This is a genomic window from Endozoicomonas atrinae (assembly GCF_001647025.1).
Lineage (GTDB): Bacteria > Pseudomonadota > Gammaproteobacteria > Pseudomonadales > Endozoicomonadaceae > Endozoicomonas > Endozoicomonas atrinae.
This window is the reverse complement of the sequence record NZ_LUKQ02000063.1, coordinates 1-15,624: the sequence shown is the minus strand read 5'-3', so window position 1 is coordinate 15,624 and position 15,624 is coordinate 1. Positions and strand designations below refer to the sequence as shown.

The 15,624-nt window shown below is 51.3% G+C and carries 9 protein-coding genes; 3 read left to right on the top strand and 6 right to left on the bottom strand.

Annotated elements, in window-relative coordinates:
* The first annotated feature begins 192 nt into the window (after positions 1-192).
* The 3 genes from gltB to hemE all read left to right on the top strand — a co-directional run bounded on the left by gltB (position 193) and on the right by hemE (position 7,766).
* Positions 193-4,650 (top strand): glutamate synthase large subunit, encoded by a 4,458-nt coding sequence (gene gltB / locus AK963_RS11015; RefSeq protein WP_066015497.1) that lies wholly within the window; start codon positions 193-195, stop codon positions 4,648-4,650.
* A 245-nt stretch (positions 4,651-4,895) separates the two neighbouring features.
* Entirely contained in the window at positions 4,896-6,341 is a 1,446-nt protein-coding gene (locus AK963_RS11010; RefSeq protein ID WP_066015496.1) for an FAD-dependent oxidoreductase, read from the top strand.
* A 354-nt stretch (positions 6,342-6,695) separates the two neighbouring features.
* On the top strand, positions 6,696-7,766 hold the full coding sequence (gene hemE, locus AK963_RS11005; RefSeq protein WP_066015512.1) for a uroporphyrinogen decarboxylase: 1,071 nt from the start codon (positions 6,696-6,698) through the stop codon (positions 7,764-7,766).
* Here the strand turns inward: hemE and AK963_RS11000 are convergent.
* The 6 genes from AK963_RS11000 to AK963_RS35290 all read right to left on the bottom strand — a co-directional run.
* Entirely contained in the window at positions 7,751-10,114 is a 2,364-nt protein-coding gene (locus AK963_RS11000) for a response regulator (RefSeq protein WP_066015495.1), read from the bottom strand. The genes hemE and AK963_RS11000 overlap by 16 nt on opposite strands.
* 291 nt (positions 10,115-10,405) lie before the next feature.
* Positions 10,406-11,686: a phosphoribosylamine--glycine ligase gene (gene purD / locus AK963_RS10995; protein ID WP_066015494.1), complete on the bottom strand. Its 1,281-nt coding sequence runs from the start codon at positions 11,684-11,686 to the stop codon at positions 10,406-10,408.
* Between the two features lie 205 nt (positions 11,687-11,891).
* On the bottom strand, positions 11,892-13,475 hold the full coding sequence (purH, locus tag AK963_RS10985) for a bifunctional phosphoribosylaminoimidazolecarboxamide formyltransferase/IMP cyclohydrolase (protein WP_066015492.1): 1,584 nt from the start codon (positions 13,473-13,475) through the stop codon (positions 11,892-11,894).
* Between the two features lie 156 nt (positions 13,476-13,631).
* A complete protein-coding gene (gene fis / locus AK963_RS10980) occupies positions 13,632-13,946 on the bottom strand; it encodes a DNA-binding transcriptional regulator Fis (RefSeq protein ID WP_238593700.1) in 315 nt (104 codons plus the stop codon).
* Entirely contained in the window at positions 13,943-14,959 is a 1,017-nt protein-coding gene (dusB, locus tag AK963_RS10975) for a tRNA dihydrouridine synthase DusB (protein WP_202969757.1), read from the bottom strand. The genes fis and dusB overlap by 4 nt, the downstream gene beginning before the upstream one ends.
* A gap of 362 nt (positions 14,960-15,321) precedes the next feature.
* Positions 15,322-15,624 (bottom strand): hypothetical protein (locus tag AK963_RS35290; RefSeq protein WP_238593699.1); only part of this gene is annotated, 303 nt, incomplete at its 5' end.

The window sequence follows — 15,624 nt, the reverse complement described above, 5'->3', positions numbered from 1 at the left end:
TCGACAGATACTGGGTACCAGCGGTACACCGTAAGCTTTAAAAAACGTGGAATCCACCTGATTCAGAAGTGGAACATAAAGCCTTCCAGAGATGAGTCTCCTTCAAGGTGGAAGGGGCTCTGGGAAAGTCGGGATGACTTTTATTAAGGGCGAGGCGAGCCAGAAAAATAATGGGTTGATGAGAGAGTGCCTATGAAAGCAGGTCTGTATAATCCTGGGGAGTTTCGGGATAACTGTGGTTTCGGGCTAATTGCCCAGATGGAAGGTAAGAAAAGTCATCACCTTCTGAAAACGGCGATTGAAGCACTGACCTGTATGACTCACCGTGGTGGTATTGCTGCCGACGGTAAAACAGGCGACGGTTGTGGCCTGTTGATTCAAACACCTGATACTTTTTTCCGAACGGTTGCAAAAGAAAAGTTTGGCTGCGAGCTGCCCGGGCAGTATGCCGTGGGTATGGTCTTTCTCAATACTGATAAAGCCAAAGCAGAGAAAGGTAAAAAAACGCTTGAGAAAGAGCTGGAAAAGCAGCGTCTCAACGTTGTTGGCTGGCGTAAGGTTCCTGTGAATCCTGACTGCCTTGGCCCCATTGCAAAAGACCTTCTGCCAGGCATTGAGCAGATCTTTGTTACCCCCGAAGGCGAGGTTGACGAAAAAGAGTTCAATGCCAGGCTCTATATGGCACGCCGTTACACCAATATGGTGATGGCGGAAGACCAGGATTATTACATCTGCTCATTGTCGCCCAGGGTCATCACCTATAAAGGTTTGATGATGCCGGTGGACCTGCCGACCTTTTATCCGGATCTCGGCGATACCCGTTTTGAAACGGCGATCTGTGTATTCCATCAGCGGTTCTCAACCAACACCATGCCGCGCTGGCAGCTGGCCCAGCCATTCCGCATGCTGGCTCACAACGGTGAAATCAACACCATCACCGGTAACCGTAACTGGGCAGAAGCCCGTCGTCAGAAGTTCCAGTCACCCTTGCTGCCGACGCTTGATGACATCTCCCCTCTGGTGAACCGCACCGGTTCTGACTCCTCCAGTCTGGATAACATGATGGAGGTGCTGGTCACGGGTGGTGTGGATCTTTATCGTGCCATTCGTATGCTGGTTCCGCCCGCATGGCAGAATGTTGATACCATGGATCCAGATCTTAGAGCATTTTATGAATACAGCTCCATGCATATGGAACCCTGGGATGGCCCCGCTGGCCTGGTTATCACCGATGGTCGCAACGCCGTCTGTGCTCTGGACCGTAACGGCCTGCGACCTTCACGCTGGGTGATTACCAAGAACGGTTACCTGACCGTGGCTTCTGAGGTGGGTGTTCATGGCTACAAGCCTGAAGATGTGGTTGCCAAAGGCCGGGTAGGGCCGGGAGAGGTTCTGGCGATTGATACCGAAACTGGCGAATTGCACCAGGCCCATGATATCGATGACAAACTGAAAGTCCGTCAGCCCTACAAGAAGTGGCTGAAGCAGAACGCCTACCGTATCCGTTCGCACTTCAGTGAAGATGATTACAAAGTTGACCACCTTTCTCCTGAGCAGCTGAATGTCTATCAGAAGATGTTTATGGTCACCTTTGAGGAGCGTGATCAGGTGATCCGCCCACTGGTCGAGTCTGGTCAGGAAGCGGTTGGTTCCATGGGGGACGATACGCCAATGGCCGTGCTCTCTGGCAGAACCCGGACGGTATATGATTACTTCCGCCAGCAGTTTGCCCAGGTCACCAACCCTCCTATTGATCCACTGCGTGAAGCGATTGTCATGTCGCTGGAAACCTGCCTGGGTCGTGAGCTGAACCTGTTTGAAGAAACGCCGGAACACGCTGCCCGGGTTATTCTCAAGTCACCAATACTGTCCACAGCGAAGTTCCTTGACCTGATGAGTGTTCGTCATCAGCATAAATCCTTTGAGACAGAAACCATCAACCTGACTTACGACCCGTCTATTGGTCTTGAGCAGGCGGTATTGAATATCTGTGATCAGGCGGAAAAGGCTGTGCAATCCGGCAAGGTGTTAATCTGCCTTTCTGACCGTCATATCGATCAGGGACTGTTGCCCGTGCCTGCAGCGATGGCGACAGGTGCCGTGCATCACCGGTTGATTGGCAAAGGTCTGCGCTCTGAGTCCAACATCATTGTTGAAACCGCGTCAGCTCGTGATTCCCACCAGTTTGCGGTTCTGATTGGTTTTGGTGCCACTGCTGTTTACCCTTATCTGGCCTATGAAATCATCAATGACCAGATTCGCTCCGGTGAGGTAATGACTGATCCTCGCGAGGCCTACAAGGCGTACCGTAAAGGTATTGGCAAAGGGTTGATGAAAATCCTTTCCAAAATGGGAATCTCAACCATTGCCTCCTACCGCGGAGCACAGTTGTTTGAAGCCGTTGGTCTTTCCAGAGAAATCGTGGACCTGTGCTTCTGCGGCGTTCAAAGCCGTATTCAGGGCGCCCGCTTTGAAGACTTTCACTATGAGCAGGGTCTGCTGGCCGAAACGGCATGGAAAGCCCGTAAGCCCATTCAGCAGGGCGGCTTGCTGAAGTATGTACACGACAGTGAGTACCACGCGTTCAATCCGGATGTGGTGCAGCAATTACAGATAGCCGTTAAAACGGGTGATTATCAGGAGTACCGGAAGTACGCCGAACTGGTCAACAAGCGTCCGGTGGCCACTCTGCGTGACCTTCTGGGTCTTAAGCTGAATGATAAGGCACTGGTGGTGGACGACGTTGAATCCGTTGGTGATATCGTTCGACGGTTTGACTCTGCAGCCATGAGTCTTGGTGCATTGTCTCCGGAAGCTCATGAAGCTCTGGCGGAAGCGATGAACCGTCTTGGTGGTCGTTCTAACTCCGGTGAAGGTGGTGAGGATGAAGCCCGCTATGGCACTAATCGTGTATCCAAGATCAAGCAGATTGCCTCTGGTCGATTTGGTGTAACCCCTCACTATCTGGTCAATGCCGAAGTGCTGCAGATCAAGGTTGCCCAGGGTGCCAAGCCAGGTGAAGGTGGCCAGCTGCCGGGTGGTAAGGTCAATGAGCTGATTGCCCGCCTGCGTTACTCTGTTCCGGGTGTTACCCTGATTTCGCCCCCACCGCACCATGATATCTATTCCATCGAGGATCTGGCCCAGCTGATTTATGACCTCAAGCAGGTGAATCCTGAGGCGCTGGTTTCTGTGAAACTGGTTTCTGAGCCAGGTGTCGGTACCATCGCAGCCGGTGTTGCCAAGGCGTATGCTGACCTGATTACCATCTCCGGTTATGACGGCGGTACTGCTGCAAGTCCTCTGACGTCTATTCGGTATGCCGGCTCTCCGTGGGAACTGGGCCTGAGTGAAGCCCATCAAACGCTCCGTGGTAATGATCTGCGTGGAAAGGTTCGCCTGCAGACGGATGGTGGTCTCAAGACCGGTCTGGACGTGGTCAAGGCAGCGATTCTCGGCGCGGAAAGTTTTGGTTTCGGTACCACGCCAATGATTGCCATGGGTTGTAAATACCTCCGTATCTGTCACCTGAATAACTGCGCTACTGGTGTAGCGACTCAGGATCAGTCACTTCGTGAAGAGCACTTCAAGGGTGATGTTGAGATGGTCATGAACTTCTTCTCATTTGTTGCTGAAGAGGTACGTGAGTGGCTGGCCTTGCTGGGTGCCAGAACCCTTGAAGAGGTGGTTGGCCGTACTGAGCTGCTGGAGCTTCTGCCGGGCCTGACTGAAAAGCAGCAGAACCTGGATCTGTCGCCAATTCTGGGCAGTGCCGATGTGCCTGTGGATAAGCCGATGACCTGTCAGGTGGATCGTAACCCGCCATACGATAAGGGTGAACTGGCGGAAGAGATGGTTCGACAGACGATGGGAATCATTGAAAACCGGGAAGGTGGTGAGTTCAGTTTCACGGTTGGCAACTGTGATCGTTCCATTGGTGCCCGTCTCTCTGGTGAAATCGCCAAACGTTACGGAAACCAGGGAATGGCTGATAAGCCCCTGAAGCTGAATCTGACCGGTTCTGCGGGTCAAAGCTTCGGTGTCTGGAACGCTGGTGGTCTGGAAATGCGTCTGGAAGGGGATGCCAATGACTATGTGGGTAAAGGCATGACCGGCGGTAAGCTGGTGATCTACCCACCGGCTGGTAGCAGCTTTGTTACCCATGAAACCTCCATTATTGGTAATACCTGCCTCTATGGGGCCACGGGCGGAACGTTATACGCTGCTGGTCGTGCAGGTGAGCGTCTTGGTGTTCGTAACTCGGGTGCCAATGTTGTGGTGGAAGGTGCAGGCGACCACTGTTGTGAATACATGACCGGAGGTCTGGTGACTGTCCTGGGCTGGGCTGGTCATAACTTCGGTGCCGGCATGACCGGTGGCTTTGCCTATGTGCTGGACCTGGAAAGAAGTTTTGTTGATCGTTATAACCATGAATTAGTGGATATACATCGCATTGATAATGAAGCCATGGAGCCTTATCAATCACACCTGCTGAGTGTTCTGGAAGATTATGTTGTAGAAACCGGCAGTGCCTGGGGACAGGAACTGATTGATGACTTCTATGACTACAGTGGTCGTTTCTGGCTGGTGAAGCCAAAAGCTGCCAGTCTCGATACCTTGCTGGCCAGTACCCATGGTAGCCCTGAGTAAGAGGGAGGGAATCCGAGAATAGACTGCCCTACTGCGGCGGCAGCAAATTGGTCTAAAAGACCGGTTTTGTTCGGCAAATAGAACCACTATTGACCTCACAAAACCGATCTTTGATCCTCAATTTTCTGCAGCCTCGCTACGGGCGCTATCCACGGCTCCCCTCCCCAGGGCTTTGGCTACTGAGTGGTGATGGAAATAAGAGCAACGGGTATTGAACATAAGAACAGCTTTGTGAGGTCAGCGAAATGTCACAGTTACATTTAAAAAATGGCAAGGGTGGAAGGCTTAATAACAACTTTCAGTTTGTTGATGTGGGTCGTCAGGACCCAGACAAAAAAAGTCTTCGTCAGCGTAAAACAGAATTTGTTGAAATCTATCAACCGTTTGATGAAAAGCAGGTAAAAAATCAGGCGCATCGCTGCCTGTCCTGTGGTAACCCGTATTGTGAATGGAAGTGCCCTGTACACAACTACATTCCGGACTGGTTGAAGCTGGTCTCTGAAGGTCGTCTTTTTGAGGCGGCAGACCTGTCACACCAGACCAATACGCTGCCAGAAGTGTGCGGCCGTGTTTGTCCACAGGATCGTCTCTGCGAAGGTGCCTGTACGCTGAATGATGGTTTTGGTGCGGTCACTATCGGATCAACCGAGAAATACATTACGGACACGGCACTGGCGCTCGGCTGGCGTCCGGATATGTCCAAGGTTTCCTGGACCGATAAAAAAGTGGCCATCATTGGTGCCGGGCCTGCAGGCCTGGGATGCGCCGATGTACTGGTGCGCAATGGTGTGACGCCGGTCGTATTTGATAAAAATCCGGAAATCGGTGGCTTGCTGACCTTTGGTATTCCAGAGTTTAAGCTGGAAAAAAATGTCATGAGCCGTCGCCGGGAAGTGTTTACCGAAATGGGGATTGAGTTCCAGCTGAATACGGAAATCGGTAAAGACATCACCATGGAAAAGCTGCTGGAAGAGTACGATGCGGTATTCATGGGCATGGGTACCTACACCTACATGAAAGGCGGCTTCCCGGGTGAAGACCTTGAGGGTGTGCATGACGCCCTTCCTTACCTGATCTCCAATGTGAACCGTAACCTCGGCTTTGAACAGGATCCGGCAGACTTTATTGATATGAAGGGTAAACGGGTGGTGGTGCTTGGTGGTGGTGATACCGCCATGGACTGTAACCGTACCTCCATTCGTCAGGGGGCCAAGTCAGTGACCTGTGCCTATCGTCGTGACGAAGAGAACATGCCCGGTTCGCGTCGGGAAGTGGCCAATGCCAAACAGGAAGGCGTGAACTTCCTCTTTAACCGTCAGCCTGTAGAAATTGTTGGTGATGGCAAGGTTGAGGGCATCCGTCTGGTAACAACTGAACTGGGCGAGCCGGATGATAATGGCCGTCGCCGTCCGCAGGTGGTAGAAGGCAGTGACCAGATACTGGAAGCGGACGTGGTTCTGGTCGCGTTTGGTTTCCGTCCAAGCCCTGCCGAGTGGTTTGAAGATCATGATATCCAGATCGACGAAGGTGGCCGGGTTGTGGCTCCTGAGAAAGCTAAATTCAAGTTCCAGACCAGCAATCCCAAAGTGTTTGCGGGCGGAGATATGGTTCGGGGCTCTGACCTGGTGGTAACCGCTATCTGGGAAGGTCGTCAGGCAGCAGATGGTATTCTTGATTACCTGGATGTCTGATTGGTCGGTAGTTTTAAGATAATATAAGGGGCGTATTTCCTGTTGGATGCGCCCCTGTTTTGTGGTGATTAAACTGCCTGGGCAGGCGTTGTTATTCAGGTTCCGGTGCTTTGGGGTTGTCCTTTAAAGAGGGGGATCACAAAGGCACAAAGACACAAAGTTTTCTGGTTGTTCTGATTCGACCTTTGGAACAAACCATACCCTTCTTTTCTTCGTGTCTCAGTGTCTTCGTGGTTCAAATTCTTTTTCCTTTGCGATCCCAATTGCTCTTTATGTGAGCCACGCTTGTTGCAGCGCGTAAAATCAGATCGTTAAACTCCCATGAATACCGTGGGAGGTTATTTCCGAGGCTTTATGACTCCATTGAAAAATGACCGCTTTCTTCGAGCTTTGCTCAGGGAGCCTGTAGATGTAACTCCCGTCTGGATGATGCGCCAGGCCGGTCGTTATCTACCAGAGTACCGGGAAACCAGGGCTCGTGCCGGTGACTTTATGGCTCTGTGCCAGAATGCTGAGTTGGCCTGTGAGGTTACTCTGCAGCCATTGGAGCGATTCCCTCTGGATGCGGCGATTCTCTTTTCCGATATTCTCACCATTCCAGATGCCATGGGCCTTGGGCTCTATTTTGAAGCCGGTGAAGGGCCGAAATTTAAAAAGCCGGTGCGCACTGCTGCGGACGTTGAAGCGCTGACAGTGCCGGACCCGGAAAAAGACCTGGGTTATGTGATGGATGCGGTGAGAACCATTTGTCGTGAACTCAATGGCCGGGTGCCGCTGATTGGCTTCTCTGGCAGTCCCTGGACACTGGCGACCTATATGATCGAAGGTGGCAGCAGTAAAGATTTTCGTCGTATAAAGGCGATGATGTTTGATCAACCGGAACTGCTGAAGCATGTGTTGAGTGTGCTTGCCGATTCGGTGACCAGCTATTTGAATGCCCAGATTGAAGCGGGTGCCCAGGCAGTTCAGATTTTTGATACCTGGGGTGGTGTGCTCAGTCCGGAGAACTACCGTGACTTCTCACTGCACTACATGGACAGGATTGTTAAAGGGTTGAAGCGGGAAAATGAAGGCCGAAAAGTGCCAGTTATTCTCTTCACCAAAAATGGTGGGCAATGGCTTGAGTCGATGGCCGATACCGGCGCAGACGCCCTGGGGCTGGACTGGACAACCGATATCAGTGAAGCACGTCAGCGAGTCGGTAATCGCGTAGCGCTGCAGGGCAATATGGATCCGTCAACGCTTTATGCCTCACCTGAGCGCATTCGCCAGGAAGTCGCAACCATTCTGGAAAAGTTTGGTACTGGCAATGGGCATGTTTTCAATCTTGGGCATGGCATTCACCAGTTTGTAGAACCGGAAAAGGCGGGTGCCTTTGTGAATGCGGTTCATGAGTTATCTGCCAGTTATCACGCTTCCGTATAGCGCTGCTGCCTGCTGTTAAGAGCCTTGATCAGGGCTCTTTGTACGGTAAACCGGGTAACCGGCTTGGTGAGAATTGAGCTGATACCCAGTTTGCTGGACTGGTACTTACTGGGTGGGTTGCTGACCCCTGTCAACATGATGATGGCCGGCATGGGGTCAATACTTGGGTCACCATTGATTCGTTCGGCCACCTGCAGACCTTTCAGTCCGGGCATATGGTGATCAAGAATAATGATGTCAAATGCCCTGTTCAGGTAGGTTTCGTTGCGAATCATGGCAAGCGCCTCCAGACCATCTCCTGCTTCAATCACCGAAATACCTAATAGCTGACACTGCTGGCGCAGCACCTTACGACAGGTTGTATTGTCATCAGCTATCAGTATCCGCATATTCTCATACTGGTTTTTATGAGTTGATTCGTGTTGACTGGGTGTGGATTTCTTTTCCCTGCAGTTACAGGGCAGGGTAAATGAGATGGTGTTTTCCTGTTTACTGACTTCTCCTCCAAGCTGTCGTATAAGGTGAGTTGCCAGGTACAGGTTAAGCCCCATAGAAGTTTCTGCCTTGATCTCTGATAAGGAGTGCTCACCGGATAAATGTTTTTCCTCTAGGCTGTTGCCAGCAGGGTTTTTGAAACTGAACTCAAACAGCAGCCTGCCTGAATCGTCCTTTTGAATAGAAAGCGCAACCTCGCCCATTTCAGCCTGATTCAGCCCATAAAACAGAAATGCTTCCAGAATCAATGAAACCCGATATCCATCGATATGACACTCAGAAGACAGGTTTTCATCGATAAAGCAGATGATTTCGATATTCTGTTGTTCCGCTCGATACTGGAAATGACGAATCAGCTCCTCCACGGTGTTGTGTATATCAACAAGGCGAGTATCCGACATTATCCCCTGGTTTTGGGCTTTAATACTGGAGGCCAGCAGGTTCACCAGGTTACCAAGCTCATACCCCGCATAGCGAAGCGTTTGCACGTAGTCTTCCTGCTTCGGGGTCAAGGGGGTGCTCAATAACAGTTCTGACATGCCCATTACACCGTTCAGTGGCGTGCGCATTTCATGGCCCAGCGACTTCATGGCCTCTTCATCAAGTTCATCCGAACGTTTGTCGCTGTAAGCAAACCTTCTCTTGCTGAGTGTTTTTCTGTTAATTCTGGCGGGCAGTGACAGAAAGCCCAGTGTCAGAGCCAGAGTTTGAATAAGCAGCCAGGTGGTGTTTCTGGAAGATATTCCCAGCGCGCCCGTATGGTTCAGCGCGAAGATGAACTGGCTGATGGCCAGGGGAATCAGCAACCAGGCTGAGATATAGAGTCGGTGGGGTTTGACCAGCCAGAAAGACAGACAAAAACTGGCATTGCCAATCAGTGTCAGTACCAGTAAGTGGGTATTTAACGTGCTTCTGTCGCTTAGTGGCAGCCAGAGGGCTGTTACCAGGTAAATAAAAGAAAAAATATTAAAGAAACGGATCAGCATTGGCCTTTGATAGCCAAAGAGGTTTATGGCCAGCTGGCAGAAGGTCAGGCTGATTAACAGCAGTGATAACTTGTAGAGCCAGGCTTCTACGGTAATGGGTATATACAGCCATGTACTCAGGTATCCCTGCCAGGATGCCATAAAAATAAGAGTGAAAGTGGCACCGGAAGCCAGCAGCAGGTGAAAAAAACTGCGATGACCAGAGGGTGACAGGCTGTTTGAAGCTCTTGACTCCTGTCTCAGCGACAGGAAAAGCCAGGCATTGGCAAGGATCATGGATATCAGCAGGCCGCTGATTAACCCGGTTTGCCAGAGTTTGTATCGCTGCTGTTTGATCAGCTGGTCAAAGCTTCCCAGCTTCAGGCTGTTGGTCAGCTCTGGATGAAACGGTGCCTTTAAATAAATGAATGCGGTCTGGCCGGATAACAGGGTAAAGGTTGTGGTATTGACACGGTCCAGTTGCAGAGGTTTAACAACGGTATTGCCGCTGTCAGCCCTGGTATATTTGAGGTACAGGGTTGGCAGTGTCTGCTGTTGATAATCCACAGACAATACAGGATGTACAATTTCTGTCGTATGGTTGGTGACAGGAAAGCGCAGCCAGAGACTTTGTTGCTGCTCTTCAGCGTTCAGTAAGGATGGCTGCCATGGGGCAAAGCGGTATTTGAACTCTTCATCAACCAGTGCTTTGATGGTCAGCTGGTTGGTATCATCAATAAAGAACTCTGTACTTGCTCCGGGCTGGAGTAAGTAGGATGAGTGATTGATGTCGACATTCGCAGCGGCATTCACGGTGGTGAAAGTGAGCGATAAAATACATAACAGTGCGAATGTCCATTTTTGCCGTATAAGGGCTTTATAAAACACTGTTGAAAATTCCGTTTTTCATCTTTACTGCGGGATTATACTGAAAACTGACAGACTGGACAGTGAATCAGTCGATGATTTACAAATGAATAGTAAATTCAGGGGATTTTCTTGCAGTAAGAGGAAGTGAAAGGGCTTTTGTTTAAAGAGTGATAGTCACAGGCTCCGAAGAGGAAAAGATAAGATTTCTTGAACCACGGAGGCCACCGGTAATTGCTCCTGCATTACCGGCACTTCCGCCATCCTTGGCGGTCGCACAGTCTACTAATAAATCACTCAGTACTCAGTCGCTTAAGATTCCTCGCGGGCGATGGCTCGGTGGCCGATGTCTGTGCGGTAGTAGACATCTTTCCAGTCAATGGACTTTACTGCTTTGTAGGCCTGCTCCTGGGCTTCTTTCACCGTATTACCCAGTGCGGTCACGCAGAGTACCCGGCCGCCGTTGGTCAGGGTCTTTCCGTGGTCAACACGGGTTCCAGCCTGGAAGACTTTTGCATTGCTGACATTGTCGATACCCGTGATTTCATCCCCCTTGTTGTAGTCTTCCGGGTAGCCACCGGCTGCCATCACCACGCCAAGGGCAGTGCGGCTGTCCCACTCAACGTCAATCTTATCCAGTTCGCCACGGGTTCCGGCCAGGCAGAGTTCGACCAGGCTGGATTTGAGGCGCATCAGGATTGGCTGGGTTTCCGGGTCACCAAAACGACAGTTGTATTCCAGTACCTTGGGTGTGCCATCCGCATCAATCATCAAGCCGGCATAGAGGAAGCCTTTGTATGGCATACCTTCACTGGCCATGCCTTCTACCGTTGGGATGATCACTTCCTGCATCGCACGGTCATGAATTTCCTGAGTCACCACTGGAGCGGGTGAGTAGGCACCCATACCACCGGTATTCGGCCCTTTATCACCATTATCACGGGCTTTATGGTCCTGGCTGGTGGCCAGTGGCAGAATATTTTTGCCATCCACCATGACGATAAAGCTGGCTTCTTCACCGGTCAGAAACTCTTCAACCACTACGCGGTGGCCTGCTTCACCAAAAGCATTGCCGGCCAGCATATCATCGATGGCATCAAAGGCTTCCTGTTCCGTCTGGGCCAGAATCACGCCTTTACCCGCAGCGAGACCATCGGCCTTCACCACAATAGGAGCACCCTGTTGTTTAACGTAGGCTTTGGCGGGCTCAATCTCGGTGAAGTTCTGGTAGGCAGCGGTGGGAATGTTGTGGCGGGCAAGAAAGTCTTTAGTGAAAGCTTTGGAGCCTTCCAGCTGGGCGGCTGCCTGTACCGGGCCAAATACGGCGAGTCCGGCTTCTTCAAATTGGTCAACAACGCCAACGACCAGCGGTGCTTCCGGGCCGACAATGGTCAGGCCAATATTTTCAGCCTGAGCAAATTCAACCAGTCTGGCGATATCCAATACATCAATATCAACATTGGTTACTTTGTTTTCAGAAGCGGTGCCAGCGTTACCGGGAGCGACAAACACCTGTGTAACATTGTCGTCTTGTGCGGCTTTCCATGCCAGGGCGTGTTCCCGCCCGCCATTACCGATGATCAGCACTTTCATAAAGGATGTCCTTGTTTTTAACCACAGAGATCACGAAGTGCACAAAGGTTTTCTTTTTGTGATATCTGCTGGGGAAATTTTTGTTTGCTCGAAGGCTGAGCCTGTTCTTCAGCCTTTTTTGCTTTGGATCACAAAGATCACAAAGTTTAAGATTTCTGAATTAAAAAACTTTGTGCTCTTCGTGGTTCAAATAAATTATCAATGATCAATGGCGGAAATGACGAACGCCGGTAAACACCATGGCTATGCCGGCCTGGTTGGCGGCGTCAATCACTTCCTGGTCCCGCATGGAACCACCGGGCTGGATTACGGCGGTAATGCCTGCAATGGCCGCGGCATCAATGCCATCACGGAATGGGAAGAAGGCATCGGATGCCATCACGGAACCACGAACTTCCAGTCCTTCATCCGCTGCCTTAATGCCGGCAATACGGGCACTGTACACACGGCTCATCTGGCCGGCGCCGATACCGATGGTCTGGGCATGTTTGGCATAGACAATGGCGTTGGACTTCACAAACTTGGCGACTTTCCAGGCGAACTGAAGGTCTGCCATTTCCTGTTCGGTCGGTGCGCGGTCTGTCACCACTTTCAGCTCAGAAGGGTCAACAATGCGGATGTCGGAATCCTGAACCAGCAGGCCGCCATTAACGCGCTTGAAGTCCAGGAAAGGAGCTTGTTCAGCAGGTAATTGGCCAGCGCTCAGTACGCGAATGTTCTGCTTATCCTGAAGAATGGCAGCCGCTTCAACGTCCACTTCGGGAGCAATAATCACTTCCACAAACTGGCGTTCAATAATGGTACGGGCGGTCGTCATATCCAGCTTGCGGTTAAAGGCAATAATGCCACCGAACGCAGACGTCGGGTCGGTTTCGTAAGCGCGGTTGTAGGCTTCCAGAATGTCAGTGCCGGTAGCAACACCACAGGGATTGGCGTGCTTGACGATCACACAGGCTGGCAGATCAAACGCTTTAACGCATTCCAGGGCGGCATCCGTATCGGCAATGTTGTTGTAGGAAAGCGCTTTGCCCTGCAGTTGTTTAGCGCTGGAGACCGTGCCTTCCGCAGGGTTCTTCTCCGTGTAGAAGGCGGCTTTCTGGTGAGGGTTCTCACCGTAGCGCAGGTCTTCCACTTTCGTAAACTGGCTGTTGAAGGTGCGGGGGAAGGCTTCCGGTTCATCTTCATCGCTGTTGATGACGGTGCCCAGGTAGTTGGCAATCGCGCCGTCGTAGCCGGCAGTATGCTCGAATGCCTTAACGGCCAGGTCAAAACGGGTGGCCAGGTCAATCACGCCCTCATTGTCAGCCATGCTGTCCAGTACACACTGGTAATCACTGGCATTCACCACGATGGTGGTGTCACGGTAGTTCTTGGCAGCGGCACGAACCATGGTTGGGCCACCAATATCAATATTTTCAATGGCGGTGGCCAGGTCGCAGTCAGGGCGGGCAATGGTCTGTTCAAAGGGGTAGAGGTTGACGACCACCAGGTCGATGGGCTTGATGCCATGCTCATCCATAATGGCTTCGTCCTGACCGCTGCGGCCGAGAATGCCACCATGAACCTTGGGGTGTAGGGTTTTTACCCGGCCGTCCATCATTTCAGGGAAGCCGGTATAGTCAGAAATCTCAATGGCAGGAATATCATTCTCTACCAGCAGTGCATAAGTCCCGCCCGTGGACAGAATTTCAACCGAATGCTGGTGCAGGGCCCGGGCGAATTCGACAATTCCTGTTTTGTCGGAAACGCTAATCAGAGCCCGGCGAATCGGGCGTGTCGTGACTGCCATCGTTTCTCACTCACAGTTTGTTGGAATAAAAATTCCGGCAGATTTTAGCTGGAAATGGCGGTTATTGGCAGGGGGGGAGGGAATAAAGGTGAAATCAGTAGTGCCCGGTGTTCCAGAAACTACTGATTAGATTGAAAAGAATGATGAATAAATCAATTAAAGCAGACCGTATTGCTTGAGCTTCTTACGCAGGGTTCCCCGGTTCAGGCCCAGTAACGTGGCCGCACGGGTCTGGTTGCCCTTAACGTAAGCCATCACCGTTTCCAGTAGAGGCGCTTCTACTTCAGACAGAACCATCTGATAGACATCGGTGACGTCCTGCCCGTCCAGGTGGGCAAAGTAGTTATTCATGGACTTTTCCACACTGTCGCGCAGAGTCTGGGACTCTGGGATTCTCGACGCTGTGGCAAGGCTTCCCCCATGGCCATTTACTGGACGACCTTCTTCTATGATTACTTGTGTTGCCGTCATGCCGCTATGTCCTCTCCGTTACCTTTTAACTTCTTCGCAAAAGTTGACTCTGAAAAACGCTGAAAATACTCCCGTATGCAGGTGTGCTGTTCTTCCGAAGATTCCAGCTTATTAAAATGCCGGCGAAACTCCAGGCCGGATGGCTGGTCCTGCATGTACCAGCCGACATGTTTTCTGGCAATCCGCACACCCTGAAACTCTCCGTAAAACTGATGGAGTGCTTCAAGATGCCCCAGGAGGATTGCCTGAACCTCATTCTGATCCGGTGCGGCCAACCGTTCCCCGTGTTGCAGGAAGTGGTTGATCTCCCGGAATATCCAGGGACGACCCTGGGCGGCACGGCCAATCATTAATGCGCTGGCACCGGTAGCGTCCAGCACATGCCGTGCTTTTTCCGGTGAGGTGATATCGCCATTGGCAATCACCGGGATACTCACCGCCTCGACAATACTGGCGATGGTTTCGTATTCTGCTTCACCCTTATACATGCAGGCGCGGGTACGACCATGAACCGCCAGGGCGGCAATGCCGCACTGTTCTGCCAGTCTGGCAACCGCAACACCGTTACGGTTGTCCGGATCCCAGCCGGTTCGAATCTTCAGAGTCACTGGAATATCCACCGCCGCGGTTACGGCTTTGAGGATGGACTCCACCAGTTCAATGTCCCGCAGCAGGGCGGAACCCGCCGCCTTATTGCATACCTTCTTGGCCGGGCAACCCATATTGATGTCAATGATCTGGGCACCAAACTCCTGGTTCAGCCTGGCCGCTTCGGCCATCTGTTCCGGATCACCTCCGGCAATCTGGACGGAGCGCGGTTCGGACTCACAACTGTGATCCATGCGCAGCCTGGACTTGCGGGTATTCCAGAGCTTCGGGTTGCTGGTCACCATCTCCGACACCGCCATGCCTGCACCCATTTTCAGGCAGAGTTTGCGAAACGGACTGTCGGTAACGCCCGCCATGGGCGCCAGTACCACCGGGTTAGCGATGGGGTAAGGACCAATCTTCAGCGGTGCTGGCGCTGTTTGATCTGACACTGCTTGTGCTGACAAGGGTTGACCTGACAAAAAAGAAAGCCTCGATCTGATGGATGATGAAACCAACGGATCATCATACTCTCTACATATTTCACGATAAAGTGAAATTGATCAATATTTGTTCAGCTGAAATAGGGTGGATTTGCGTATGCAAAAACCATAACCCGCTGAACCTCAGGCCTTCTGGCGTAGATCAATAATAGAACCAATGGGTTGCTCATTTTTTGATATAAGTCAGCAAGAAACCGGTTCAATACAGGCATAAGCACTGAATTTGTGCAGTTTGTTGATAGATCGCATGAAAAGTGAGCGTTTTTAGCACAAGAACGTGCGCTTTATGATCTTGGTGGTTTTAAAGAAGGAATCCCTAGAATCAGATTTGGATCAGGGCAGATACTGAGGTAATAGTCCCGCTCGGATTTCGGCGCGACGCCAATAAAGTCCCCTTTTTGATCGAGCAGGTCGGAAATGACCTGAAAATGCAGATGGGGTGGCCAGTGGCCATTCACTTCTGAGGGAATGTAATTTAAATTGTGTAAACGCTTGTCGTTAATACTCCAAAATGGAGAATAACAATGAGCGTTGAAATCAACGAAAAACTGGTAGATCAAATAGCCAGTCAGATTAAAACTCAGGAT